Source organism: Cohnella sp. LGH (assembly GCF_017671885.1).
Classification (GTDB): Bacteria; Bacillota; Bacilli; order Paenibacillales; family Paenibacillaceae; genus Cohnella; species Cohnella phaseoli.
Map to the genome: position 1 here is coordinate 6,101,108 of NZ_CP072117.1, position 24,932 is coordinate 6,126,039.

General features: G+C 51.4%; 21 protein-coding genes and 1 pseudogene. 4 read left to right on the forward strand and 18 right to left on the reverse strand.

All coding sequences use genetic code 11. The features are described 5' to 3' along the window. Positions 1 to 699: 699 nt before the first annotated feature. From rlmD to J4772_RS25575, 9 genes are all read right to left on the reverse strand, one after another. Complete coding sequence (gene rlmD, locus J4772_RS25535; RefSeq protein WP_209071941.1) at positions 700 to 2,280, reverse strand: 23S rRNA (uracil(1939)-C(5))-methyltransferase RlmD; 1,581 nt, start codon at positions 2,278 to 2,280, stop codon at positions 700 to 702. A gap of 26 nt (positions 2,281 to 2,306) precedes the next feature. Further along, entirely contained in the window at positions 2,307 to 3,254 is a 948-nt protein-coding gene (locus J4772_RS25540) for a diacylglycerol kinase (protein ID WP_209071942.1), read from the reverse strand. Positions 3,255 to 3,342: 88 nt separating this feature from the next. Next, positions 3,343 to 4,161 (reverse strand): sirohydrochlorin chelatase, encoded by an 819-nt coding sequence (locus J4772_RS25545; RefSeq protein WP_209071943.1) that lies wholly within the window; start codon positions 4,159 to 4,161, stop codon positions 3,343 to 3,345. A gap of 149 nt (positions 4,162 to 4,310) precedes the next feature. Continuing rightward, a complete protein-coding gene (locus J4772_RS25550) occupies positions 4,311 to 4,973 on the reverse strand; it encodes a hypothetical protein (protein WP_209071944.1) in 663 nt (220 codons plus the stop codon). Positions 4,974 to 5,167: 194 nt separating this feature from the next. Continuing rightward, positions 5,168 to 6,769, reverse strand: a complete 1,602-nt coding sequence (locus tag J4772_RS25555) for an ABC transporter substrate-binding protein (RefSeq protein ID WP_209071945.1) — start codon at positions 6,767 to 6,769, stop codon at positions 5,168 to 5,170. A gap of 84 nt (positions 6,770 to 6,853) precedes the next feature. Next, positions 6,854 to 7,786 carry a carbohydrate ABC transporter permease gene (locus J4772_RS25560; protein ID WP_116065875.1) on the reverse strand — a complete coding sequence of 311 codons (933 nt, stop codon included), beginning with the start codon at positions 7,784 to 7,786 and terminating at the stop codon, positions 6,854 to 6,856. Between the two features lie 21 nt (positions 7,787 to 7,807). After that, positions 7,808 to 8,806 (reverse strand): ABC transporter permease, encoded by a 999-nt coding sequence (locus tag J4772_RS25565; protein WP_209071946.1) that lies wholly within the window; start codon positions 8,804 to 8,806, stop codon positions 7,808 to 7,810. A 645-nt stretch (positions 8,807 to 9,451) separates the two neighbouring features. After that, positions 9,452 to 11,068 (reverse strand): response regulator, encoded by a 1,617-nt coding sequence (locus J4772_RS25570; RefSeq protein WP_209071947.1) that lies wholly within the window; start codon positions 11,066 to 11,068, stop codon positions 9,452 to 9,454. Continuing rightward, entirely contained in the window at positions 11,046 to 12,878 is a 1,833-nt protein-coding gene (locus J4772_RS25575; protein ID WP_209071948.1) for a sensor histidine kinase, read from the reverse strand. The genes J4772_RS25570 and J4772_RS25575 overlap by 23 nt, the downstream gene beginning before the upstream one ends. Before the next feature lie 1,026 nt (positions 12,879 to 13,904). Here J4772_RS25575 and J4772_RS25580 point away from each other — a divergent pair. Then, positions 13,905 to 14,120 carry a tyrosine-type recombinase/integrase gene (locus tag J4772_RS25580; protein ID WP_247741227.1) on the forward strand — a complete coding sequence of 72 codons (216 nt, stop codon included), beginning with the start codon at positions 13,905 to 13,907 and terminating at the stop codon, positions 14,118 to 14,120. Positions 14,121 to 14,376: 256 nt separating this feature from the next. Here J4772_RS25580 and rhuM read toward each other — a convergent pair whose 3' ends face one another. The 3 genes and pseudogenes from rhuM to J4772_RS25590 all read right to left on the reverse strand — a co-directional run bounded on the left by rhuM (position 14,377) and on the right by J4772_RS25590 (position 16,048). Further along, complete coding sequence (gene rhuM / locus J4772_RS25585; protein ID WP_116065880.1) at positions 14,377 to 15,378, reverse strand: RhuM family protein; 1,002 nt, start codon at positions 15,376 to 15,378, stop codon at positions 14,377 to 14,379. Positions 15,379 to 15,441: 63 nt separating this feature from the next. Then, positions 15,442 to 15,546, reverse strand: a pseudogene (locus tag J4772_RS37665) (hypothetical protein); the annotation flags it as partial. 187 nt (positions 15,547 to 15,733) lie between these two features. Further along, positions 15,734 to 16,048, reverse strand: coding sequence for a YerC/YecD family TrpR-related protein (locus tag J4772_RS25590; RefSeq protein ID WP_116065881.1), 315 nt, complete (start codon positions 16,046 to 16,048; stop codon positions 15,734 to 15,736). Between the two features lie 256 nt (positions 16,049 to 16,304). On the opposite strand from J4772_RS25590, the gene J4772_RS25595 reads away from it, so the two are divergent. Next, a complete protein-coding gene (locus tag J4772_RS25595) occupies positions 16,305 to 16,745 on the forward strand; it encodes a phage tail tape measure protein (protein WP_209071950.1) in 441 nt (146 codons plus the stop codon). A 62-nt stretch (positions 16,746 to 16,807) separates the two neighbouring features. On the opposite strand, the gene J4772_RS25600 is transcribed toward J4772_RS25595, so the two are convergent. From J4772_RS25600 to J4772_RS25620, 5 genes are all read right to left on the reverse strand, one after another. After that, positions 16,808 to 17,752 (reverse strand): DUF1861 family protein, encoded by a 945-nt coding sequence (locus tag J4772_RS25600; RefSeq protein ID WP_209071951.1) that lies wholly within the window; start codon positions 17,750 to 17,752, stop codon positions 16,808 to 16,810. A gap of 84 nt (positions 17,753 to 17,836) precedes the next feature. Beyond that, positions 17,837 to 18,838, reverse strand: coding sequence for an inorganic phosphate transporter (locus tag J4772_RS25605; RefSeq protein ID WP_209071952.1), 1,002 nt, complete (start codon positions 18,836 to 18,838; stop codon positions 17,837 to 17,839). Between the two features lie 30 nt (positions 18,839 to 18,868). Continuing rightward, a complete protein-coding gene (locus J4772_RS25610; protein ID WP_209071953.1) occupies positions 18,869 to 19,483 on the reverse strand; it encodes a DUF47 domain-containing protein in 615 nt (204 codons plus the stop codon). 417 nt (positions 19,484 to 19,900) lie between these two features. Continuing rightward, positions 19,901 to 20,977: a DUF3048 domain-containing protein gene (locus tag J4772_RS25615; protein WP_247740852.1), complete on the reverse strand. Its 1,077-nt coding sequence runs from the start codon at positions 20,975 to 20,977 to the stop codon at positions 19,901 to 19,903. Between the two features lie 110 nt (positions 20,978 to 21,087). Next, on the reverse strand, positions 21,088 to 21,636 hold the full coding sequence (locus J4772_RS25620; RefSeq protein ID WP_209071955.1) for a hypothetical protein: 549 nt from the start codon (positions 21,634 to 21,636) through the stop codon (positions 21,088 to 21,090). Between the two features lie 269 nt (positions 21,637 to 21,905). Here J4772_RS25620 and J4772_RS25625 point away from each other — a divergent pair, with 269 nt between their 5' ends. Both J4772_RS25625 and J4772_RS25630 read left to right on the forward strand, forming a co-directional pair. Continuing rightward, positions 21,906 to 22,241: a sigma factor-like helix-turn-helix DNA-binding protein gene (locus J4772_RS25625; RefSeq protein WP_116065888.1), complete on the forward strand. Its 336-nt coding sequence runs from the start codon at positions 21,906 to 21,908 to the stop codon at positions 22,239 to 22,241. Positions 22,242 to 22,937: 696 nt separating this feature from the next. After that, the gene (locus J4772_RS25630) at positions 22,938 to 23,300 is read left to right on the forward strand and encodes a phosphodiester glycosidase family protein (protein ID WP_256442740.1); all 363 of its coding nucleotides are present in this window, start codon (positions 22,938 to 22,940) and stop codon (positions 23,298 to 23,300) included. Between the two features lie 719 nt (positions 23,301 to 24,019). On the opposite strand, the gene J4772_RS25635 is transcribed toward J4772_RS25630, so the two are convergent. After that, positions 24,020 to 24,892 (reverse strand): sugar phosphate isomerase/epimerase family protein, encoded by an 873-nt coding sequence (locus J4772_RS25635; protein WP_209071957.1) that lies wholly within the window; start codon positions 24,890 to 24,892, stop codon positions 24,020 to 24,022. Between the last annotated feature and the right edge of the window lie 40 nt (positions 24,893 to 24,932).

Below are 24,932 nucleotides of genomic sequence, written 5' to 3' on the forward strand. Positions count from 1 at the left end.
AGCCGGAAAAAGCAACCTAGCAAGTGGCTCTCACTTACCGGAATCAGGGTTCAAACGGCTCCGGAATATTCATCTTCGTCGAACAGACTTCTAAAAAAACATCACTATTAATCGGGCAATAAAAAGTCTAGAGCAATTCTACTTTCTTCTTTAAAATCATCCTTTTCATAAAGCATTTGTATTCGTTAATTTCGCATAGTTGACTAATAAATCATACCTAGTTATACTCTCATCAGCAGCTTCGTATATCAAGTAAATGTAAGGTGCGTATTTCTTTTTTTGCGCATAACCTGCAGATGCTTGGTTCGTATATCTAAGCTGAGAAAATTAAAGTTATGCGAAAACAAAGTGACAAAAGCGAAGTCGATAGGGCGGGAAAAGCCATACCCCGAAAGGGATTCAGGCATTTTTGATAATTCAAAAAAAGGTTCGCATAATTAGGTGTTATACGAAAGACCACCTTTGTTTCCTTACAAGGTGGTCTTTCAACGTTTTGACGCTTATTCATTTTCAACGTTCATGTCATAAATAGTATCAGAATACTGATCCTTGTATGTTAAAAATCGCTCGTCATATCTACCCACTTCAAATCCAGCACAACCGAAACTTTAATCGTATCTCTCAACACCTTGTTCTTATAGTCACCGTCATCCTCTACAAAGGAGAAATACTTCGCCGAATGCTGAAAACTATAGACTTCTAGGTATCGACTCGACATATCCCCACCACGCACTCCACATGCCCCGTCATCGGAAACATATCCACCGGCTGAACCTCCACCGTCCTATATCCCCCATCCTCCAGCAATCGCAAATCCCGTGCCAATGTTGAAGGGTTACACGAAACATAGACGATACGAGATGGTTCCAGCTTCAGCATGGTCTCAATCAGCGCTGGGTCGCACCCTTTGCGAGGAGGATCGACGACGATGACGTCCGGTGTAATACCTGCCTTTTGCCATCGGGGCATGACGACTTCGGATGCACCAACCTCAAACTCCACGTTATTCATTCCGTTGATCGTGGCGTTCCTGCGAGCATCTTCGATCGCTTCGGGAACGATCTCCACGCCGAATACGCGATCAGCATGTCTTGCGAGGAACAGAGAGATCGTGCCGATGCCGCAGTAAGCATCGATGACGGTTTCCTTGCCGGTAAGGCCGGCGTATTCCACCGCTTTGCCGTATAGGCGAACCGTCTGTTCGGGATTGACCTGGAAGAACGAACGAGGAGAAATGGCGAATTGAATGCCGTCGATTTCGTCGTAGATGACGTCCTCGCCCCATAGGGTACGGGTTTCGTCTCCGAAGACGACAGGAGTCTCGGACGTCTGGATGTTCTGGCAGATGCTTGCGATGCCGGGAACCCGCTCCCGGATTAACTCGACAAGCTCCTGAGCGTGAGGGATATCGCGGCCGTTCGTGACGAGAACGACCATTCGCTGCCCTGTCGTCCGCGCATGGCGCACAACGACATGCCGCAGCAGACCGCGGCCTATCGCCCGGTTGTACGGGGATATTGCCAGCATTCGAGCAGCTTCCTTAACAGCCCGTACTGTTTCTTCGTTCTCTTCCTGTTGGATAAGGCACGAATCCATCTCGACGATGTCGTGGCTACCCATCTCGTAGAAGCCTCCGATCAAGCCGCCTTCGCCATGACCAATCGGAACCTGAGCTTTATTTCGATAGCGCCAAGGCTCGTCCATCCCAATCGTTGGATGGACGATAACAGCCGAGCGATCGCCTAAAGCCTCTGCACCCGTTCCCGATTGATCCCCAGCCACTTGCAGCTTCCCGATCCGCTGCAAATTATCGACAACATGCTGTCGCTTCCACTTGAGCTGCTCCTGATAGTCTAGATGCTGAAGCTGGCAGCCGCCGCATGTGTCGTGGATTGGACAAGGCGGTTCAACTCGTCGTCCCGTGCCTCGATCTACAATCTCCGTCATCTGAGCTCGGCCGAACGATTTGCCGATGCTCAGCACCTCTGCACGCACCCGTTCTCCAGGCAGCGCACCACGAACAAAAAGGGTATAGCCCTCTACTCGGCCAACCCCTTCTCCGTCATGCGTCAATCCGACGATGTCGCTCTCGATCCGCTGCCCAACCTGAACCGGAACACCAGCAAGCGTCGAAGATGGAGTGCGCGACCCGCTCCCTCTGGTCCCGCTACCTCTACCGCCGCGATCGTCAAAGCGCCTGCCTTTGGCTCCGCCATTACTGCCTCCGTTGCCCTTGCCGCCAAGGCTATGCTTCCCCGACGCTCCGCGCCCCGACTTCATCTCATTCCCTCTTCCCTTACCGCTCCTCATAGCTGAAGCGCCCGCCCTGCGCCATGCTTACTATAAGAGGATTCTCCGGACTCGTCCATGATGACGTTGAGGTGAGAAGGCAGCAGATTAAACGAGCAAGGAAGCGTGCCGCCGAACTCGCCGTCCACGTTCAGCTGTACGCGATCGTCCGAATCGACCTCGACTCGGTTCGTCTGGAAATGGATGATATGCGGGTCTTCCAAAATCTCTTCCCCGCGCAGCACGATCGTCGCAAGGCGAATAAACTCCGGCAGGTTGCATTTGCGCAGAGCGAGCACGTCGAATACGCCGTCGCAGGTGCTTGCGTGCGGAGCCAGACGGTCGAAGCCTGCTACGGAGTTGCTGTTAGCGATCAGGAACAGCATAAATTCCTCGTCGAACTCGCCGATACCCTCGGCCCTGATCTGCATGCGAGTCGGATGGAGACGCGTGATCTTCTCCAATCCCTTCATATAATAGGCCAGCTGTCCGACCATCGTCTTCAGCTTGCTTGGAACCTCGTACGTCAGTTCGGTTAGCGAACCGCCGCCGGCAATGTTAATGAAGTAACGGTCGTTCGCCTGCCCGACGTCGACCGGCTTCGTGTAGCGCCGCGTAATCAGATCGCAAGCATCCTCCCATTTCCGCGGAATGCCGTGCGCACGCGCGAAGTCGTTCGTCGTGCCCAGCGGAAGGATGCCCAGCGACGGCCTGCGCTCGCACATCGACAAGCCGTTCACCACTTCATTGAGCGTTCCGTCGCCGCCAGCGGAAATAACCATGTCAAAACCGCGCTCCGACGCCTCGACGGCAGCCCGAATCGCGTCTCCCTTGCCTTCCGTCGCATGGCAGGACGTCTCCACGCCGCCTTTCTCCAAGCGCTGCAGGATCGCGCCCAGCTTGCGCTTAGCCTCCTCCCGGCCGGAGGTCGGATTATAGATTAATCGTGCCCGAATGATATCCAACAGGATCCCCTCTCATTTTCCCTACCCTATTTTCCCGTATCCGTTTTGCCTTGCCCTTGTACCTATGTATATGTACTTATCTGTACGTCTAGTTGCCGATTTCCCGTTCCAGACCGCGTTCCCGGACTTCCAACCACTCCCGAGCCTGCCGAACGACCCAAGCGGCAACCTGCGGATGCGGCATCAGTGCCGCGCCGTCATAACGGCATACTTCAAGCCCGCCTGAGCTTGCCAGATGGCGGGGGATCACCGTCTTCGTAAAATAACCCTCGCTTAAGAATAACCCGACCGCCAATATTCGGAGGTCGGGCCGATCGCGTCTGATCGTATCGATCCGTTCGGCGACTTGGCTAGGTAGCAGTAACGCTATCGAAGCGGCATGAAATCCCGCTCGCACTCTGACCCGTTCCGCGATCCCGGACAATTCCCGCTCCCAGCTCTCGCGAAAGCCGGCTTCTTCGCTTCCGTGTCCGATCAGCAGCACGTGTTCCTCGGAAGGCTCTTCCGACAGCCTCATTAATCGATCGAGCACGATGCTGTCGATCTCCGCGGCTTCTCCCATCGGTTGCCCGTAATCGATGCGCAGCCCGCCAAGCTCGAACGGCTCCAATTCAGTTGCAGTCCGTGCCTCCGGATATACTCCGAGCGCCCAGCCGATCTCGTCCACATGAGTGCTTCCCGACGACACGAACAACGGAAGGACCAACGCCTCCGTTACGCCTTCCGCGAGCAGCCGGTTAATTCCATCCTGAATAAGCCGTCCATCCACCAGTTCAAGAAACACAGCTTCCACGACCAGCTCCGTTCCCAATTGCGAGCGAACGGCCTCTATCGTCTCATCCACCAGGGCAATCCAGCCGTGTTCTCTGGAGCCGTGACTAATTACCAGTAAGCCTCTCTTCTCCAAGTCTAAGAGCTGCCCCTTTCTCTGCGATGCAATGCCTTTCTATCCATGCTATCTAAACGTTAAGCCAATGTCAACGTAGACGAGAAAGCCGGCCCGTCTGTCGCCGCATTGGCAACGAACGGGCCGGCTTAGCTTGCGGCCGCCTGCTCTTATTCTCCCCGAATGGTGGACAGCGTAATCCATGTCGGGCCTGCGAAAGCCGAAGCTTCCTCCCCTTTCGGATTGCGAAGGCGGAACAGATAGCGATCGCCTTCCTCCGCTTCCCAGACGATATAGTCCCGAATTCCGTCCTCGCCCGTGGACTGAAGATACAGCTCGGCATAGCCTAGCGGATGCTCTACAAGCTCGCCGCTATGCTCGGAGACAGTGCCGAATGCCTTCAGCTCCTCCTCGGCGGACTTGCGAACGGACTCCAAGTCGTCGTTCGCTGACAGCCGCTCGATATCGACGTAATAATCCGTGTTGTCCGTCAGAGTTAGACGACCAGATGCCGCGTCAAAGCTGAATCCCTCGAATACGTACAAGGAGAATCCCTCTCCTTGCTGCAATGTCGCGGATTTCTGCTGATACCCATCCTCCGTCATCAGCTCGAAGCTATCGGTCTGCGGACGTTCCGTCGGGAAGCTCTGCTCCGGAGCCGTGGACGACTCGACTGGCGGTGGGGTCTCGGTGACGCTTCCTCCGCTCCCGGGTGAGCTTATCCCCGACGGCGGAGGCGAAACCGGCGTTTCGTCCCCTCCGGTACAAGCCGCAAGCGCGAATGCCGCGGCGACAGCGGGAATGATTTTAATCGCTTGATTTCGCCGAATCATTACCTTCTCTCCCTTCCTGCCCCGATGCAGTTGTCTCGGTCAGGCCTTAAATCAAACCCTTTCCTAATGTATAAACGATTATTCCACAGAAAGAAACGAATATTTCAAAATTGTAATTATCCTAATCTCCTCCACAGTTAAAAATAAACCGTCAGGGAAGCTCCCTGACGGCTGCATGAAAATTTTATACGAACTTATCTGGAAGCTAAGAAAGCGTCCAACTGCTTCTGTTTCTCGGCGATAACGTCGTCCAGTCCGTTTTGCTTCAATTTGTTGTAGTACTCTTCAACCTTCGCCGGGTCAACTCCTCCCGTCTCAAGACCCGGGGCGTATTGCGACTGCACGTTTTTGAGCGCTGCAACCTGAGTCTTGACCGGCTCCGCGTCGAACGTAAAGCCGAGCGCCGGGGAGTTGATCGAGCCTTCGTTAAACTTCTTGAACTGATCCCATTTGTCTGTCGCTTCCGTATCCCAGATATAGTTCAGGAATTGGTTGCCGAGCATCCATGTCGAGGATCCCGCGATATAGTTCGCCTTGCCCGGAGCGTCGGACATCACTTCGCCGTTCAGCGTGTAGTGCTCGCCTTCGATGCCGAAGTTGATCAGGTTGTTCAGGTACTTATCCGTATAGAGCAGGTCGATGAACATCATCGCGCGCTCCGGATTTTTCGATGTCGAGGAGATTGCGAGCATCGAGCCCGTCGTCTCGCCCGTGGAAGTCGTAATCGATGTGATGCCGACTTGCCCGATTTTGCCTGGCAGGTTGGCCGCAGCGGCCATCTCGGCGTCTTTGCCCGGTTTAAGCGGAGAGACGACCATAAAGACGTTGCCCTTCTTCAAAGCGTCCGTAGGCGACAGCTGCGAAGTTGCGGCATCGGAATTAACCAACTTCTTCGTGAACATTTCGCGAGCGATGTTCAAATAATCCTTATACACCGGATACTCCATCGCCGGCTTGATCGTCGTGTCGGTGCCGTCCTTCAGTACGACGCCTTCCAGCTTCGTGTCGCCGAAGAAGTCGAACTTGTTCATGTAGTGGGAATTCAGATTTTCTCCGTCCTTCACGTACAGCGGCGTCCAGTCCGGCTTCTTCGCCTTCACTTCCTCCAGGATCGGGATGAGATCGGCCGGCGATTTCACCGCCTGAATTTTCTCGGTCAGCCCCAGCTCATCGGCAATATCCGTACGGAACAGAATGCCGCCTTGCTCCGCCATCTCCTTCAGTGCAGGAACGCCGTAGTTTTTGCCGTTAATTTGCGCGCCGTCCAGAATCGCCTGGGAGACGACGCTCTTGATGCCCTTGCCGTATTCGTCCAGCAGCCCTTCGTTCAGCGCCAGATAAGCGCCTTTACCTACGTTGGTCGCGTGACCGTTCCATGCCGCTGTGAAAATGATATCCATCACTTCCCGTCCGGAGACGTACAGGTTCATTTTCTGATCGTATTGTCCCCAGTCGAGCATACGAATGTCCAGCGTGGCGTTGATTTTCGTTTTCAAATATTCGTTGATCTTCTCTTCGACCTTCTTCTCGTCCTTCGGCGGGGTTCCCGGGAAGTACAAGGTCAATTCGACAGGCTCCAGCTTGCTGACATCGATGCCTTCGGACGCAGCCGCAGACTCGGACGGCGCAGCGGATTCCGACGGAGATGCCGATGGAGATGCCGATGGAGAAGCAGAGGAAGCGGACGGCGATGCGCCTTCCTTATTGTTGTTGTCGCCGCCGCAGCCTGCAAGAACGACGGACAACGTCATGACAACCGCGAGCATCAGTGCCCAGGACTTGCTCTTTCTGAACATGGTGGTGCCTCCCTTTTCTTGATTAATAAATTTATGCTCAACCGGCCGGTAAACCGGTAGAAGCCACAGTTACCCATCCCGCCTCTAACCTTTGACGGCGCCCACCGTTAATCCTGCCACAAAATACCGCTGGAAGAACGGATAAGCGAATATAATCGGTCCGATCCCGACAACCGCCATCGCCATCCGGGCCGTTTCTCCCGGCATTGTGAAGTTCGGATCGTTCGCCGCAAGGGCCGAATACGCCGCGGCGTTCGCGCTCAGATACTGGATGTCGAGCAGCGTCTTATACATCCGGAACTGAATGCTGACGACCGATTCGGAGTCGGTAATGAACAGCAAGCTGAGAAACCAGTCGTTCCAGTAGGTCAGCGTCGTGAACAGACCCACTGTGGCGAGCACCGGCAGCGAAAGCGGCAGCACGACCGTGAAGAAGATGCGCCACTCCCCCGCTCCGTCGATCTTAGCCGATTCGTACAGCTCCTTCGGAATCGAATTGGAGAAAAACGTACGAATGAGCAGAACGAAAAATCCGCTTATAAAATAGGGCATCATGAGTACGAGCAGCGTGTTCTGAAGATGAAGCCCCTGCGTATAGACCAGATAGAAGGGGACAAGTCCGCCGTTAAACAAAATCGTAAAGAACATGAAGAAGGAGAAAAAGTTACGATGCGGATAATCCTTGCGGGAGATGGGAAACGCGTACAGCGCCATCATCGCCAGACCGATCACTGTACCGAGCACCGTCAACAGTATCGAAAACCCGTACGACTTCACAATCGCCTGCCAATCCTTGAGCAGGAAGTCGTATGCGCCAAGGCTCCATTTTTCCGGAAGGAGACTGTAGCCGTTAATCAGAATCGTATTCTCGTCCGTGAACGAGGCGATGACGACGACGATCAACGGAAACACGCATAGAAACGTGTAGATCCAGAAGAACGAATTGATCGCGAAGTTCGCGCCTCCCGAGACTTGCTTGGCCAGCTTAAGATCAGACTGTGCGGCCGCTTGTGCCATATGGAATCCTCCTAATGCTTTCTAGAACAGGGCATCGTCCTTGCTGATTTTGCGGATGACTAGGTTGGCCGTAAACACGAGCAAGAATCCAACCACGGCTTGATATAGTCCGGCCGCCGACGACATGCCGATATCCCCTGCGTTGATGAAGCTCTGGTACACATACGTATCGATAACGCGCGTCGTATCGTAGATCGCCCCGGCGTTGCGGGTCACTTGCCAGAACAGACCGAAATCCGCGTTGAAAATTCTCCCCACCTGCAGCAGCACCATAACGATAATAACCGGACGGATCAGCGGGATCGTAATTGCGGTAATCTGCTTCCATTTGGAGGCTCCGTCTATCGTCGCTGCCTCGTAATACTCGTCGTCGATACCGATGATCGCCGCCATGAAGATAATCGCGTAATAGCCGATTCCCTTCCAGGTGTTGACCAGCGGCAGAATGAGCGGCCACCACTTCGGATCGCTATACCATTCGACAGCATTCGCGCCGAACAGCGGGAGGATCACCTTGTTCATCAGCCCCAGCTCGTTGTTCAGGAAGGCATACACCAGATAGCTCACAATGACCATCGACATAAAAAACGGAAGAAACATCGTCGTCTGATGGAACTTGGCGAGCCAGCGATTCCTCATCGAGTTGAACATGATCGCAAACGCGATGCCGATGACCGTATTCAGTACGATAAACACCGCGTTGTACAGCACCGTATTTCTCGTAATGAGCCAGGCGTCAGACGTCTTGAACAGAAATTCGAAGTTGAACAGGCCGACCCAGGGGCTGCGCAGGAAGCTCTCGAACAGCGTTTCTCCGGGTGCGAACTTGATGTTCTTGAAGGCGATTAGAGAGCCCACCATCGGAATATAGTTGTTGATGAGCAGAAACACGATCGTCGGGGCCATCATCACGTAGAAGGCGCCGAATCGGCGAAAATGTCCCCGCCCAAGCCTTGCCGGCTTCTTGCGCAGAGCCGGCCTTGTCGACGGCGTTTGCGCAGCTGCGGAAGCTTGCTCCATCCCTATCACAATCCTTTATGCATATTGGCAATCTTTGTTTGTGTCCTCATTTTAGCGCGCGCCGTCCTCCCCCATCTATCTACTGACATGACCTACATAGCACTTTAGTGACTTTTCGAGGCGGAAAAGCTTCGTAATGGCCCAAAGGGCTGTCTTTTTTTGCGGCGCCCCTATTGCACACGTGAGTTTACGCCCTACGAAGAAACCTCCGCGAGGGAAGTTAGTTGGAAAATCGTACAAAGCAGCTCGGACCGGGCTCAAATGGCGGACATTTGTACGAAAAATCGTACAGAGCAGCTCGGATCAGGCCCAAATGGCGGACGTTTGTATGGAAAATCGTACAAAGTGACTCAATGTGTAAACGACGGACGTTTATACAGAAAGCCGTACAAAGCGCTCAAAACCAAAGGGGTGTATGTCTCTAAAGCGTCTTCGATGAATATATGGGCAGCTACTGGAAATCCGGATGTGTCATGGATCATGATTAGGTCCCCAGGAGCTCCCCCTTCTTTATATCGATCAAGCAATTCTGCTTATAAGCCCCCTCCCTTTGCGGAGACGATAGAGCCAGTTAAAACAAAAATCCCCCGCGCCGTCCGGATTCGCCAGTAACAGCGAGTCGTCGGACAGACGCGGGGGATGCGCTTAACGCATAATCTGGTGCTTCTTGCGATATTCCTGCGGGGACAGCCCCGTCATCTTCTTGAACAGCTTGGCGAAATAGGAGAAGTGCACATAGCTTAAATCCTCGGCGATCCGGCTAATCTTGTCGTTCGTCTCCGCCAGCAGCCGCTTGGCCCGCTCGATCCGGCACTGTGTAATGTAGTCGGTGAGGGACAGTCCGGTTTCCTTGCGGAACAGCCGAGACACGTAGGCCGGATTGCGAAATACCGAACGGGCGATATCGTCGCGATTCAATTCCGCTTGCAGATTGTCCTGAATAAACGACTGCACCTTCGCCACAATAGCCGACGAATCTCTCATCTTGTCCTGGAACGCCTCCGCGCATTTGCGCACGACGCGCACCGACCACGTTTTCAGCGCTAGCGGGGATCGGATCGCCTGGGAATCTCCCAGGTCCGACGGGTCCAGCGCCTCATAGATCGATACCCCGGCTCGGAAAGCGGCTTGATAGAGCAGATGAAGCAGCCCGTAGCGGAACAGCTCCAGCGTCTCCCTCCCCGCGGCCTCCCGCGCGAATTGATCGGCAGTCGCCTCGATCGCCCGGACCAGCTCGTCTTGACGGCCGTTGTCCAGCAATGTGCCCCATTCCAGAAAAGAAGGCAAAGCAATGGCCTGCCCTCCCTGGGCCTCTTCACCACCAACGGCAGCATCGATCACGACCTGCGAAGCGGTGACGTTGGCGCGTTCAAGCTGCAGCAACCTCTCAACGGCGGCCGGCAACTCACCCACGCTAACCACACTTCCGATATAGCAGGACACGCGACAATGAAAATAATCGCGGCACGCCTGCACGAACTGCCGGCATCTTCCCATCAGCGCCTGCCGATCGGGAGTGTCCGATTCGCCCAAGTACAGGAGGCCCAGACTGAACTCCCCGGGGTCCTGCACCACCGTTCCGGCTTTCTCCCCCATGATCGTCTCCGCCGCCGCTTTGCGCAGCGCATACTCCATAATGCTCTCGTCGCGGGAATCCAGCTCGACGTCCCACTGCTCCACGCTAAGCAGAATCGGCAGTACCCGCCCCTTCTCCGCCGTCAGCGGAATGTCGAGCTGAGCAAACTCTCGGTCGAGCCTCTCCTGCGACCGGCCAAATCGCCCCTCCAGCAGCTCGCGCCAGAAGCGGTCGACCAGAATCGGCAGCTGACTGACCCATTGGCGGCGATAGTCGTCCAGCTTCTTCTCGAAGTCGGCCTGCTCTCTGCGGCGCTCTACCTCCTCGATTGCCCGGGCGACGATGCCCTTCAGCACATCGTGATCGATCGGCTTCAGCACGTAATCGAAACAGCCCATATGCAGCGCTTCTTGCGCATATTCGAATCGGGCGTGCCCGGTCAAGAACACCGTCAGCGTCTGCGGGCTCGCTTCGCGAATATAGCGGAGCAGCTCTAGGCCGTTAGCTTCCGGCATCTCAATATCGGAGATCAGCAGGTCGACCGTCTGCCGCTCGATATGGGCCTTCGCCTCGGCAACGCTCTCCGCTTCGAGAATCGTTCCGATCGGCAGATCGCTCCAATCGATCCCTTGGGTAATGCCCTTCAAAGCGTACAGCTCGTCGTCAACGACCAGCATTGTCAGCATCGGACTCCTCCTCCTTCGCCGCGGCGGCGGCACTCTTCTCCTCAAGCTCGAACGAAGTGTCCCGCTCCCTCGGCAGCTTCACCAGCACGCATGCCCCGTTCTTCTCTCCGTTGCCGAATACGATGGCGCCCTTGCCTCCGAACAGCATTTTGAAACGGCGCAGCACGTTCCAGATGCCCAGATGATTGGAGACGGTTTGCGCGACATAGGCCGAACCGTTCAGCTCCGCAAGCATCGTCTCCGGAAAGCCCGGTCCGTTGTCTTCGATCCGCAACAGCGCATACGTCCCCGACTCGTCGTCATCGTCATCATCCTCGCAGCGGATGACAATTCGGAATGGCGTGCCGTCTTGCTTGCGCTTGTTTAACCCGTGAATGACGCTGTTCTCAATGAAGGGCTGCAGCATCAGCGGGGCAATCTCCCAACTCATATACTCCTCGGGTACGTCGATCTCGTATTCCAGCTTAGAGACGTAACGGATTTTCTGGATTTCCAGATAGTGCTCGATGTGGCGAATTTCATCCTCAAGCCGGACGACAGCTCGATGCCCAAGCATCAGAAACCGAAAATAATCGGCCAAATGCAGCGACAGCTTCTGCACCGTCTTGAAATCCTTCAAAGCGGCCAGATTGTAGATAATATTTAGGCTATTCATATAGAAATGAGGATTGATCTGAATTTGCAGATGCTTATACTCCGCCCGTTGCAGCCGCAGCTGCTCCTCATAGACGTCGATCTTAAGACTCTCGATCTGTTCGGCCATCTTGTTGAACGTTCCCGACAAGAAGCTGAACTCGCTGCTGGCGGCGAGCGCCGGCAGACGGGTATCGAACTGTCCCTGGCCCAGCTTGCGCATACCGCGGATCAGGCGCACGAACGGCTGGAACATGACCCGCTGAAGGAACAGCAAATAGATCGACAGAATAATCGCCAGCGCCAGCGGCATCCAGAAGTTGAGCACCTTTTGGAAAAACGGGAGATTTTTCAGAATATAAGATTCATTCATCACCAGCGTATACCGAACGTCGGCGTATTGGGACGGCTGAGACAGAACGATATACGATTGGCCGTTATAGACGAGCCCGGTTTCCACTCCGTTCAGGTCTTTGAGCTTGGCCATAAAGCCGGCGTCCTTAAGCGGCGCATACTCGACCTCCGTAAGAACGTTGCCGCCGGAATCCAGCAAGAAAGCCGAACCGTCCTGACCGACGTCGAAGTTGTTCATGACGCTCTGCAGCGCCTCCGCCTGGACGAGCGCTCCGGAGATTATCTTGAAGCCGAGGTCGTGCGTCTTCATCAGGAATGTCTGCCCGGCGATTCTCATCAGCTCCCACTGGCGCTCTTGATCGGGAACGCCCTTTGGCACGTTCTCCTTCGCCCAGGCCGACAGGAGGTCGAGCTTCTCCAGTGAATTGTATACGTATTGCGTTGCATATACGAGCTCTCCGGCCTTATCCGAGTAGACAAAAAAAGTATCGATCAGCGAGCTGTAAAAAATTGAATCGATCGCCAGCTTCTCGTGCAGCCGGGTTTTGGACAGCGTGTACTCGTCGCTCGATGTCTCCAGCAGCGGCAAAGCTTGAATCTCCTGCTCCCGCTCCAGATTGATCAAGTAGTGGTAGTAGTCGAGCATACTCTTGTCGTTGTTGCGCACATACTCGGTCAGCATAATGTTGTAATGGGACGAGACCTGTTCCTTTACGACGCGTATTGCATACAGATTGTTGTAGATAACGAAGGCGGCAATAGGCAGCAGCACCAGAAAAAAGCCGACGACGATCTTGAAGCGGACAGACTGCCAGAAGCGCATAGATTCTCCCCCGATTGCGCCGACGCTGAATTGGAATAAGCTTCCTCTAGCATAGCTTACTTTTTTTGGTGCTAGCAATATGATTTTTTGGCATCTTTATATGTACGGTGACAGTACGAAGCGTCTATAATTGACGGCAGCGCGAGTGGAACAGAGAGACTCTTAATGGATGTCTCTATCGTGATAAAAGCATATTTGAAGCAAATCGAAGAGGAATTTCCGGGGTGAGAGCGCCCCCAACGCTTTGGGCTTTGCTCCTCCAATCGACGTCCTCATCGCCATGGCCAGTTCTGGCGGACAGTGTTTACGCGCATGCAACGGTAGACGATTCCGGTGCTCCGGGTTGTCTGTCCTGTCTGCAACAAAACGATGAGCCTGTTGCCCGACTTTGTCGAGACGCATCACCAGACGGCTGTGGACATCAAAGAAGAAGTCATCCTCCAAAGCTGCGAGCAGCGAAGCCTAACCGAGATCGCCGAAGAGCCGCTAAGCGCGACCGGAGGCAGCTACGCCGAAAAAAAATTATGGCGCTGGCTTCGTAGATGGGAGAAGCGTCGAATTCGGCAGGAAGCTCAACTTCGGTCTCTGTTACTATGCCAAGGCCAGGCTGAGCCTCTCCCTCGGGTACAAAAGTCCGTTTGGATTGAGTTGTTTGCGATCTGGCACATTGCCGGAGAAGAATCTCTTCTCGCTGCTCTACTTCGTCTTGAACGCTCACTCTCACCAGCATAGATCGACGAAATCGCACAATAGCTGGCTTTAGAGCCTCCTCCTCCCCGCCTTCACAATGGAGCTTGGGCCCCTATATAAGCCCAACGAATTGTAGATGCGCGTGAGCCGTAAGTGAGTAAATCACAGGGAGGAAATCATCATGTCAGAACACCCGATTAAAGACGAACTGTTTCACGTTTACTACAAACGCTGGATTACGGTTTACAAAGAAGGGGCCATACGGTGAGTTACAATGGCTAAATATTTGATGACGCATCAATGGTTGGTCAAATTAGTCCCTCACTTGACTCGCTTATGCGAGAAAGCCAAGTACCCAACATTTCAATCCACGGCTTGCGGCACACACATGTATCGCTTCTATTGTTTGCAGGTGTCTCCATTGCGAGTGTGGCACGACGGCTTGGACATGCGAGCATGACCACGACTCAGAAAACATACCTCCACATCATCCAAAAACTTAAAAATAAAGACATCGATATCGTCATGCGTTCATTATCTGGCTTAAGCTAACCCTCATCATTGGCCTTAACTTACGCTGATGAAGGGTGATGAGGTTGTCGAGTTGGGTGAAGAAAGCTGTAATTTCCTAAAGCCTTACTGTCCAATTCTTCGTTCTAAGTACCATGATGGATGGAAACAGAAAGTATCTGTAACGAATCATTCCCTCGTTTGTTTCTCTCCGTGTATAGCTCCCCCAACCTCCGAGCCTCCCACGCCCCATAAAACCCAGGAAACCTTACCTTAGGAACATTCTCTTTATTTTCGCTCATTTCTGCTCTCCCTGTAGCTTCTTGATTTCTCTATCGAAATCTGAGACTATTTTTTGATGCTTATTGAATTCTTTGTACTCGCCGATTGCCTTTTCCTTAGCTGTGCTCTGTGCAATACGTCCATTCCCGTCCAAGATTTCATAGCGGTTGAATTTCAGGAATTCATCAATACTTGTCGCAAAGTCCTGCATGCCCAATAAAACTTCATCTTCGAGCAGACGCTCTACATAGTCAAAATAAGCGGAGACGTTACGCTCCAAGCTGCGAATTTCCTTTGCCGTCAAATAATTTTTCGCAACGACGACGTCGGATTGTAGAATTCGCCCATCTGGAGAGTTCTTCCAAGAAGTAAGCCCCATGTATTCTTTGTCTTTATCGGCACTATCATATACAATTTCCGCAGCAGTTTTGCCAGTAATCGCATAATGAAACTTGTTTTGCACTGTCGCATAAAACTTCTTGGTGATCTCTGCGTTCCGATCATAATCATATGAAATTTCCGCAAAAACATCTGATATTTGTTGCCATATCCGTCGTTCACTTGCTCGAATGGAACGAACCGTTTCAAGCAATTCACGAAAATAATCCTTGCCAAAAGCATTCTCGCCTTGTTTCATACGTTCAACATCAATTTTGAAGCCTTTTAGAATATACTCTTTTAAGACATCCGTTGCCCATATCCGAAACTTCGTTGCCTTTTGCGAATTTACACGATAGCCTGTTGAGATGATGGCATCCAGATTATAATATTTCACTGGTTTTGTTTGGGTTTTCCCTTCAATTGCACCGTGCTGAGTGGTATGTGCAATTTCTGCACTAACCACTTGTTCCTCAAGCTCACCCGTCTCAAAAATATTTTTCAAATGACGAGAAATGGATGTTCTATCGACACCGAACAATTGGGCAATAACCTTCTGAGTCGCCCAAATCGTTTCATCCTGAACAAGAACCTCGACTCTTTCATCGGCATCGTACATTAGAAATTGTATTTCTTTCATCACGACCTCCAATCCGCATCATCTGCTGAAAATCCGCCACCCGTCACCCTCCATATCCGCAATCCGGTTCGTTCTTGAATAGGCTTGAATTAAATTGGCGCATTTCAAGGTTCTATCTAAATAAAGCGTATTGAGACCGGGAGCGTCAAAACCGATTAATAATTGGTCGAAATTCGTGCCTTTCTAAAATTAAATTTCAGTTAAGATACTTGCATCTTATATGATTGTTCTTAAAAATGAAAATACAAAAATTTTAATTTTTCAAAATTACATTTCCACAAAAAAAGCTGCCCGCCCTGTTAAAGAGCAAACAACTTTTTGTTCTCGTATCCCTATTAAACGCAGATCAAATCCTCTATTCCGCCGCCCCGTCATTACCAAAACGCCCGAGACGTTCCAGAGCCAGCTTGTACCCGTCGTTGCCGTAGTTCAGACAACGCTTCACGCGGGAGATCGTCGCCGTGCTCGCCCCCGTCTCCAGCTCGATCTGGTTGTAGGTGTTGCCTTTGCCGAGCATCCGCGCTACCTCAAGTCTCTGAGACAACGATTGAATCTCATTCACCGTGCACAGATCGTCGAAAAAAACATAGCATTCCTCCACGCTCTTCAGCGTCAAAATCGCTTCGAAAAGTTGATCTATAGATTTATCGTTCAGCTTCTTCAGTTGCATACGCTCGCACCCTTTCCTCGATCCGCTGGGCTGGACGACGCGGCCTAAGCGCCTGTCGAGAAGCGCAACGCCTCAATCTTGCTTTGGTTTAATTGTACTGTGTAACGGCCGACAGTTCAAGCGTTAGCGTATTCACGCATCACAGAGGTAAAAGGTTTGAGTTCAACCTGAGCAATTTTCCCCTGGGCGCGGGCATTCGTCCATTCCGAAGGCTCCAGCCCGGCATAGATTAGGGTAGTAGAAAGGGTGTGATCCTATGACCGATCCGCAGCCTCCCTCTCTGCATGGCTGGGGTCCTGATTTCGGACAGAACGTTTTCCCCGGCATTGACGGCGGGTTCTCCGGCCCTCCGGCCGTCATAGATGATGCGGTTGTTCCCGTACAAGCAGCGGCTACCGCAACGAAAAGCGCCCTCCCCTTCAACCTCTCCAATCTTGGCATCTCCAATATTGGAGATCTGAAAGCGATGTTCGAACGTATGGGAGGCATCGAAGGGGTCATCTCGACGATGGGAAAGGTCCAGAAATTTATGTCCACGATGCAGCAGGTCGCTCCTATGCTCAAGCTTTTTATGAGCAAAGGGGGCAAGGCGGCTGCAGCCACCACCGGCAGGACCCCCTCCCGCAGAAGGACGACCAAGCGCTCCACGCCGCGGAGAACGAGCAACAAACGGCGGCCGACCAAACGGCGGCGTTAACGGAAACTTAAAAGAGGCTATTCCCCGGTTTTCCTCAGCTCGGGATTAGCCTCTTCTTCTTTTTAGCTCTCATATTCCAGGAACGGATCCGGGATTCGAATCGCGTGCGCCTCGGCATCGCTGACTCCGGTATACAGGGAGGCGGTTCCATCCTCATGCCGTACAATTCCACCGCTGAAAATGACGTCCTGCAGATCCGGTCGTTTGGCCGGGCCGTCCTGGAACATCGCCCTTGTCGCGATCAGCTTGATCGGCGTATAGCGATAATCTTCCGGATTGAACGCGAAAACCATCGGGTAATAGTGCCGGATATTGAATTCCTCCATCCAGGCAATATGGCCCAGCACGCCGATCAGTCCGCCCTTGAGAAGATGCGCTTCATTCGCACCGCCCCACTCGTCGGGCAGAAACTGCTGGCGCAGCAGATGGGCCTCGTTGATCGCCTCTTCCGTCAAGCCGTCCAACGAATCGATTTCCGCATAGCCGATCAACGCGCGAGCGCCGTCGACCATCATCGGCCTAGTGAATACGCCGATACGTCCGTTTTCCCGTTGGATCAGACGAATGTCCTTCATCGTTAGCGGCCCTTTAGCAAAAGGGACAAGATCGTCAATGGAATAGCCGCGATAAAACACGGTGCGCCAGGAAGTCACATAATGCGGATCATCCCCGTCGAAATACACCTCAACCCCGCCGAACACCAATTCTTCGCCAATAAAGGTGAAAAACGGATCCTGAAGCGCGAACACCGGAGCCCCGTTCCGCGGAACCCACTTGCCTTGACGTTCGACGAAGAACATCACCTCGGAGGACTCCTTATCGCGGTCCTCTACGCGTCCGGCGATAACTCGCTCCCCCCGATCAAGGAACGGAGCGCTAATATTATACACATCGCGATGACCGACGCCGGAGAAAATCAGCTTCTCTCCTGCATACGCCGGATTGCCTGCGAGAAATTCCTTCAGCAGCTCGACAGTCGGTTTCGCTTGTTCCGTATACGCAAGCATAGAAGGTCCTCCTGACTGGACAAAGATTACAGCTTCTTTATTCCATTGTAGCAATCTCGAACGTTCAGGTTCGGGTTATCGGATTTAATGCATGAATAGTGCCAACACATAATAGATAAGCGCCGCCACGACGGAGACGATCGGAATCGTAATCAGCCAGGTCAGTACGATCCGGCCGGCCATGCTCCATTTGACGCTGGAAAACTTCTTCGCCGAGCCGACGCCCAGAATCGACGATGTGATCGCATGGGTCGTACTTACCGGGAAATGAGTCAACGTTGCGCCGAGAATAACCGAGGCGGAAGCCAAGTCGGCGGAAAAGCCGTTGATCGGTCCGATCTTGAAGATTTTCGTCCCCATCGTCTTAATGATCTTCCAGCCGCCCAACGAGGTTCCGAGCGCCATCGCCAATGCTGCGGACAGCTTAACCCACAGCGCGATTTCCAGATCCGACTGGATGTTCGCGGCCACTAGCGCCATCGTGATAATACCCATCGCCTTCTGCGCATCGTTCGTGCCGTGCGTGAACGATTGGAACGCCGCAGTAACCACCTGACCGCCGCGGAAAAGCTTGTTCACGCGATGAGGACTGGAATTGGCGAAAAGATGCTTCAACACGAACATAATAATGAAACCAAGGCCAAAAGCGATGAATGGAGACAGGATAAGCCCCTGCAAAATGGACGAAAAGCCCGAGTAGTTAATCCCGCTCCAGCCTTCCGATGCGATCGCCGCTCCAGCCAGCGCTCCGATCAGCGCATGGGAAGAGGACGAGGGAATGCCCACCCACCATGTGATCAGATTCCAGACTATGGCCGCAATCAAAGTCGCGATAACGACCGTTAGCCCGTGCTCCAGCTTAAACGGATCGGTAATCTTGCCTCCGATCGTCTTCGCAACTCCCGTAAAGCTTAAGGCTCCAACCAGGTTCATCGTAGATGCGAGGATAATCGCCCTCCGCGGCGTCAAGGCGCGCGTCGATACGGACGTCGCAATCGCGTTGGCCGTATCGTGAAACCCGTTGATGAAGTCAAAGCCCAAGGCCAGCACAACGATAATGACAACTATCAGTAAGGTATAATCCATGATATTCTATTCCGTCCCCGCTTGCGCCGATCAAGAATTGCGCATAATGATGGATTGCAGCGTATTCGCGACATCCTCGCACGAATCGGTCGTCTGTTCCAGCCGCTCGTAAATTTCCTTGTGCTTGATGAGCTCGATCGGATCGGAAACGTTCACGAACAGATTCTTGATCCCCTGACGCATCAGGTCGTCGCCTTCGTTCTCCAGCTCGTTGATGTTGACGCAATGCGGCTGCATCGCGAGCAGCTTCTTCTGACTGAGCAGATAGATCGCCGATTTAATTTCCTGCGCGCTCCGTTTCAGGCAATCGCCGAATTTGCGGATGTACGGGTCGGCTTTCGTAATCTGGTACATCTCGAAGCGAGAAGCGCAAGCCTCGATGCCGTCCAGCACGTCGTCCAGCTTCTTGATCAGCTCCATAATATCTTCGCGCTCGATCGGCGTAATGAACGTTTTGTTAAGCTCGGTGAGAATAATGTGCGTACACTTGTCCCCACGATGCTCAAATTCCTTCATCTCGCGAGCGAATGCAGCGACGTCCGGGAAGTCTCCATTCACGGCATTGACGAAATGTTCGACCGTCTCCACGATAATGTCCGACATTTCCTCCAATGTCTTAAAAAAAATGTCCTTTTTCCGAAACACGGACAGCCCTTCTTTCCCATATATGTACCTGGCTAAATTTTACACACCGTTAATCCAGCGATAACGGTGCGTTAACTTAATTATTTTATCACATGCCGGACAGGCTGGGTACAGCTTACTTTCGACACTTTTCAATTTTTTATGGCAAAATGCCACAAAAACCGGACTCCCGGATCCTTATCATTCGTTTGATTTCGACGTAATATTCCCTTGACCGCTGTCGAAAACACTAATGTCGAGCGAGCCCGACCGAGCTACAATTGCTTACATGATGCTCATTACCCCATTTATCTATCAGGTCACCGCAAATCTTAGTATTTACCAAATTTCTCTTCACAAGCACAAAATAAGCTCATTGCCGATACTTTGGAAAAAGGGGCCGCCCCGGGTCGCAACGACCGGAACAGCCCCTTCGCATTATTGATATGTAACCAGCTTGTCCAACGGATTGGAAGTCGGTACGACATGATAATAAGTCGTCCCAGGCAAGAACGGCAGCTCCTGTCCGTCCTTCATCAACCGGATGATGTCGCCCTCCTTGCGCTCCCACTTGCATACAATCGCTTTGCCTTGCTGGAACAAAATCGCTTCCCCGCCTTTGTTCAGATCGACGACCAATCGACCTACGTCGTCCTTAATATCGTGCTTGGCGGACAGCACGACCAGATTGGACGCCGACAGCTGCTCGTTGTTGTTCTTGTCGATGTGCGGCTCGTTGTTGATCGAACGATAGTACAGCCCTTTGGTGCTGTCGTAGGCATAGGAGACCTTGTAGCTAGATAGCATAAACTTGATGTCGATGTTCGCGGCGCTCGTCGCGGTCGCCAGAGCCGGAGGCGTGTCATTGAATGTAAATACGGGCACGTTAGCCGTAGTTCCGTATTTCCGCTTCTCCGCACCCTCGCGCAGCTTTTCGAGCGTGGAATAAACGTTGTGCGGCGCTTTGCGAGACTTGTCCCGGTAAAAGTAAGCTCCGGCATTCGTAATCTCGTCCAGATGCTCCTTCTTCTGCTTCTGCAAAATCGCAAAGCCGTCGTTGCTCGCTCCCGCGTGAACAAGCACGCCGCCATAGAATTCTCCGACCTGGATGTAGTAAGGACGAATACTGCGGATCGGTCCGATCGGCTCGACAAACTCCTTGCTCTGAAACACAGCGACAAACCGCGTAATTCCGCCTTCGGCCAGCAGCTCCCACACCACATCCGCCTGCGTCATCCCCGATTGAGGCCTTGCCGGCGCAAGATTGTTGATCATGACCGCGAACGGTCGATTCGTCACTTCCTTCTCCGCCGGCAGCCCCGTTAACGGCGCCAGGAAAGCTGCAGCAGGCGGCGAAGGGGATTCGCTCGAAGTCGCGGAAGCGCTTGCGGTAGGCGGCTGAGTCTCAGCCGGGGGCGTTGTTTCCGCCTCCTTATTCCCGCCGCCGCAGGCAGTCAACCCCACGATCGCGGCAGCCAGCGTCAGCTGCAACGCGATTCGCATTCGTTGCGTCATGCTCATTCTCCTTTTCCCATGTATGTACCCTATAATTAAACCATATAGAGCGCGTGGGGAAAAAGGGTGAAATTTCTTTTATTGCGTCCGATTAGGTCGATCCGTATGACTTATTGAAAACGATAGACTTTCCATAGCCCGTCCACTTTAACGAAAATGTAATCTCCGGTACCTACGGTTTCCTTTAAGCTGCTATCCAATGTTTTAGTTGAAATTTTAACGATAGTTACTTCTTCTGCTGCCTGCTTTAGATCGTATTCATCGGTCACAGCCTTGACCCTTGAATTATCTTGCTCGATTTTTGTGACAGCTAAGATATATGGCTCTGCTGCTGAAAATTCGTCAAAGGAAGGATCATAAGTAAGATTCAATCTAGCATCTTTATCCTTATTTTTAACAGCATGAAGAAGAGACATAACGGACTCCAACAGATCGCCTTTCACGTTTACATTTTCAATATGGTCAAGATCCAATTCTCCTTTGCGTTTCTGCTTTTCGCGATTCTCCCCTTCAATTGGTTCCGCTGTCTCCAACTTGTGTTGGGATATTGACGTATTGGGCGACTCGCTTTCAGCAACAGGAGCTTTCGGCTGCTGTTCTTCGTTTTTTTCTGAAGTCGAACATGCGGATACTACCAAGCACAAACTTAATATAACCATTAATTTTTTTCATAAATTTTACACCTCTCTCCAATAATTAGACGCAATGAGGCTGCCGGAAGTTTCAAAAGATATCCCTACTTCCACAAATCATTTGTTGAACTGATGACTTTGACTGTAAATTTCCCCATCATTATTATCACCCCGATTACTTCTAGATAGAGGAATTTATAGGATATTTTATTTTTTTTGGTTGTAAAATTTTGTTTTATTCTCCCTATATGTAGACACTTTTTTTGTAGTATGTAGTTTAATGGGAGGGAATTGACATGAACCAACAAACGATGTATGAGCGTTATAAGAGAGAAATTTATCGGATTGGCTGGAGATTGCAATATCGAACCAAAAAGATAAAAAAACGAGAGCGGCCTATATCTGAGTATGAATTTGCCAGCACTGCATTTACAAACTCGTCGGATGATAAAATATTAATAGAACAATATATGAATAAACTGCCCAATAACGGAAAATTAATTTTGCAAAAAATTTACATAGAAGGCCACACAGAAGTCGAGGTCGCTCGTCAACTAAATATGAGTCAGCAGGCGGTGAACAAATGGAAACTCAAAATGATACAGCAGTTATCAAAGATAGTGAATTCATAGTTATTGTTAACGCCGCGAAGGATAATGATTCCAAAGCAATACTTCAGCTTATAGAGTTATTTAAAACAGATATACTTTATCTTAGCAAATATATTTGTTTGCCAGTTGAGGAAGTCATATCCGAAATTATTGTTGAATTTCTCGAGTTTGTTCACAAAGATATTCAATAACTTGAAATTCAAGTTGTAGAATACAAAAAAAAACTCCCTTATTTATGAGAAGAAAAACACGGCCAACTTCTCCGTCTGATCAGACAAAAAAATAATAATGGGAGTGATTCTAAATGTGGCAACATTTTAAGAGAACAATTAATGGGGTCTCTACAGAAGTTTACACACTTATTAGACATGTCGACGAATTTAAGGTGGGCTCGCTGGGCAACTCTAGTGTCTATAACTCTTCCATACAAGGTGTAAACGGGACGTTTTATGGAGCAAATGTTTTGGGTATCGCTGTACAAGATGGGGCTGCTGTCCGTCCTAGTTCCTCGTACCCTCAAAATTGCCTAAAAAACGGAAGCTCTACTGTTGACCGAAATAGAGGTACCATGTACCGAACAACTAACGGAATTGTTTCTTTCAAAAAACAGTTCTTGCGAAAGATCTGACAGGTTCCCTTAGTAACCTTAAGTGGGCAATTGGAGGTATTAGCCTACATCTTGATCAAACACTATCAAAATCTGCTTATGATACTTTAATTGCTTCAGAAGCAGAAGGTGTCGGTGGTACTGCGGATAAGCGTCCTCGTACAATGATGGGCTATATTCCAAGTACCGAGCAAGTAGTCCTTGCTATTGCTGTTGATAATGCAAATCGTAACAATGCAAACTATGGAATAACCTTTTATGATGCCCGCACAATTATGAAGGATTTGGGATGTACAATGGCGATTCATCTAGATGGCGGAAGTTCAACATCTATTCGTTTAAGAGATCAACCACAGGACGGCCCGGAAGTAGTTATTCGTCATAAAGTAACAGATAATGCACAGCAGGTAACCGCCTATTTTGATACTATCTGGTTCCAACAGTATTCGCCTAGTCAATGGACTGACCTGTAAATTTCAGTTACAAAGCCCAGCATCTAAATGATGCTGGGCTTTGTAACTCACCATGAAGGGAAGATTTTAATATGGATAGTGTAGTTCTCGAAAATATAGGAAAGCTAGTCGGAACAATAGGGTTCCCTGGGCTTATTGCCATTATACTACTCAGAACTATTCTGGGAAGTTTTAATCAGCGCCTGGAGACACTTGATAGAAGATTGAACCAGTTAAACAACTCAATTGTGTTGGTGACAAAAACTTTAACTCAGTTATCAAAAGAGGATTCCACTAAACTTAATACCATATTCACTCCTGTTGTTGAACACTCAAATAACCAAACAAGCAATTAATTTCTTTCAATGTTAATTCCTACGATTCTTCTGCTTGCAAACTTACAATTGAACAAAAAGGTTAAGTCTAATGAATTGTTTATGTTTTTACCACTTGTTACGCAAATCATCCCTACTCTGAGAGTGGGATGATTTTGTTTATTTTTGATTTAGATCTACTACTAATACGAAAAAATATCCTTGTTTTGTCCGACAATTTTCTGAATGATCGGTAATATCGACTTTATAATCGGGCAACTTTACAATTCTGTCCATATGGAATTTTTCTGCTAGTCTGGTAAGCAAACAATACTCGCTCTGGGAAAAGGGGTAAAATCCCCTCTTCATGAGATTTCCTCATTTGTCAGATCTAAAGCCGATCCATTCCCCCGAATAACGACAGCCTCAAGCTTCGTCCCACAGCCTGAGAACGTTGTCCAAGCCGATGGCGGTTCCTTCCCGGCTTTCCTCCATGCCTTCGAATTCCAAAGTCAGATAGCCGTCGTAGCCCGAGCCTTTGATGAGCTTGAGCAGACTTCTTACCGGCAGGTCTCCCTGACCGAATATCGAGCCCCTTAAGAAGTTGCCGTTCGCGGTGCGGAACCATTTGCCGTCTCCGGGATTCTGATCGGCCCCGCGATAATAGAAGTCTTTCAGGTGGACGATCGAAGCCAAAGGCAGATTTTTGGCGACCCCGATCAATGGCGGTTCGTCGACGCACAGGAAATTGCCGATGTCCAGCACCGTCCGGAAATTCGGGCGATTCACCTCGGCGATTACCCGTTGGACGCGATCGCTGTGCTGCACGCCCCAGCCATGGTTTTCGATGTTCGTCGCGATGCCGCGCTCGGCGGCGTAGTCCGCGATAAGCCGACTGCCCTCGGCGATTCGCGGCAGATTCTTCTCGAAATGCGCGATGTCGGCTTCCTCTTGCGGAATCGTAAACGCCACCACGTCGTGACGCATAGAGCGAATTCCCATTGCCGCTAGCAAATCGACATGCCCCTTCAAGCGCTCCACTTCGGCAAGGAAGTCTTCCTCCGATTCGTGCGCGAAGTTGGCCGGAAGCGCATAGTTGGACAGCTCAAGACCGAGCTGTTCCGCTTTGCGCCGGACCCGCTCCGCGAGGTCTCCGTCGTCGACCAGCGAATAACCGTAGGGCACGAGCTCCACATGCTCGCAACGCTGCTCCTTCGCCCATTCCAAAACATCGAGGACGGTCATCTCCCCGCCGCGCAGCTTATCGACCAGACAATACGTGCTTATTCCGAGCTTCATCTCCCGTACTCCCTTCCGTTGGCGCCGATCGGATTCGGAG

Coding starts and splice junctions, on each gene's coding strand:
- rlmD (WP_209071941.1), bottom strand. CDS start 2,280: ATGAAGTCGGGGCGCGGAGCGTCGGGGAAGCATAGCCTTGGCGGCAAG.
- J4772_RS25550 (WP_209071944.1), bottom strand. CDS start 4,973: ATGATTCGGCGAAATCAAGCGATTAAAATCATTCCCGCTGTCGCCGCG.
- J4772_RS25555 (WP_209071945.1), bottom strand. CDS start 6,769: ATGTTCAGAAAGAGCAAGTCCTGGGCACTGATGCTCGCGGTTGTCATG.
- J4772_RS25560 (WP_116065875.1), bottom strand. CDS start 7,786: ATGGCACAAGCGGCCGCACAGTCTGATCTTAAGCTGGCCAAGCAAGTC.
- J4772_RS25565 (WP_209071946.1), bottom strand. CDS start 8,806: ATGGAGCAAGCTTCCGCAGCTGCGCAAACGCCGTCGACAAGGCCGGCT.
- J4772_RS25570 (WP_209071947.1), bottom strand. CDS start 11,068: ATGCTGACAATGCTGGTCGTTGACGACGAGCTGTACGCTTTGAAGGGC.
- J4772_RS25575 (WP_209071948.1), bottom strand. CDS start 12,878: ATGCGCTTCTGGCAGTCTGTCCGCTTCAAGATCGTCGTCGGCTTTTTT.
- J4772_RS25580 (WP_247741227.1), top strand. CDS start 13,905: ATGCGAGAAAGCCAAGTACCCAACATTTCAATCCACGGCTTGCGGCAC.
- rhuM (WP_116065880.1), bottom strand. CDS start 15,378: ATGAAAGAAATACAATTTCTAATGTACGATGCCGATGAAAGAGTCGAG.
- J4772_RS25590 (WP_116065881.1), bottom strand. CDS start 16,048: ATGCAACTGAAGAAGCTGAACGATAAATCTATAGATCAACTTTTCGAA.
- J4772_RS25595 (WP_209071950.1), top strand. CDS start 16,305: ATGACCGATCCGCAGCCTCCCTCTCTGCATGGCTGGGGTCCTGATTTC.
- J4772_RS25600 (WP_209071951.1), bottom strand. CDS start 17,752: ATGCTTGCGTATACGGAACAAGCGAAACCGACTGTCGAGCTGCTGAAG.
- J4772_RS25605 (WP_209071952.1), bottom strand. CDS start 18,838: ATGGATTATACCTTACTGATAGTTGTCATTATCGTTGTGCTGGCCTTG.
- J4772_RS25615 (WP_247740852.1), bottom strand. CDS start 20,977: ATGACGCAACGAATGCGAATCGCGTTGCAGCTGACGCTGGCTGCCGCG.
- J4772_RS25620 (WP_209071955.1), bottom strand. CDS start 21,636: ATGGTTATATTAAGTTTGTGCTTGGTAGTATCCGCATGTTCGACTTCA.
- J4772_RS25625 (WP_116065888.1), top strand. CDS start 21,906: ATGAACCAACAAACGATGTATGAGCGTTATAAGAGAGAAATTTATCGG.
- J4772_RS25635 (WP_209071957.1), bottom strand. CDS start 24,892: ATGAAGCTCGGAATAAGCACGTATTGTCTGGTCGATAAGCTGCGCGGC.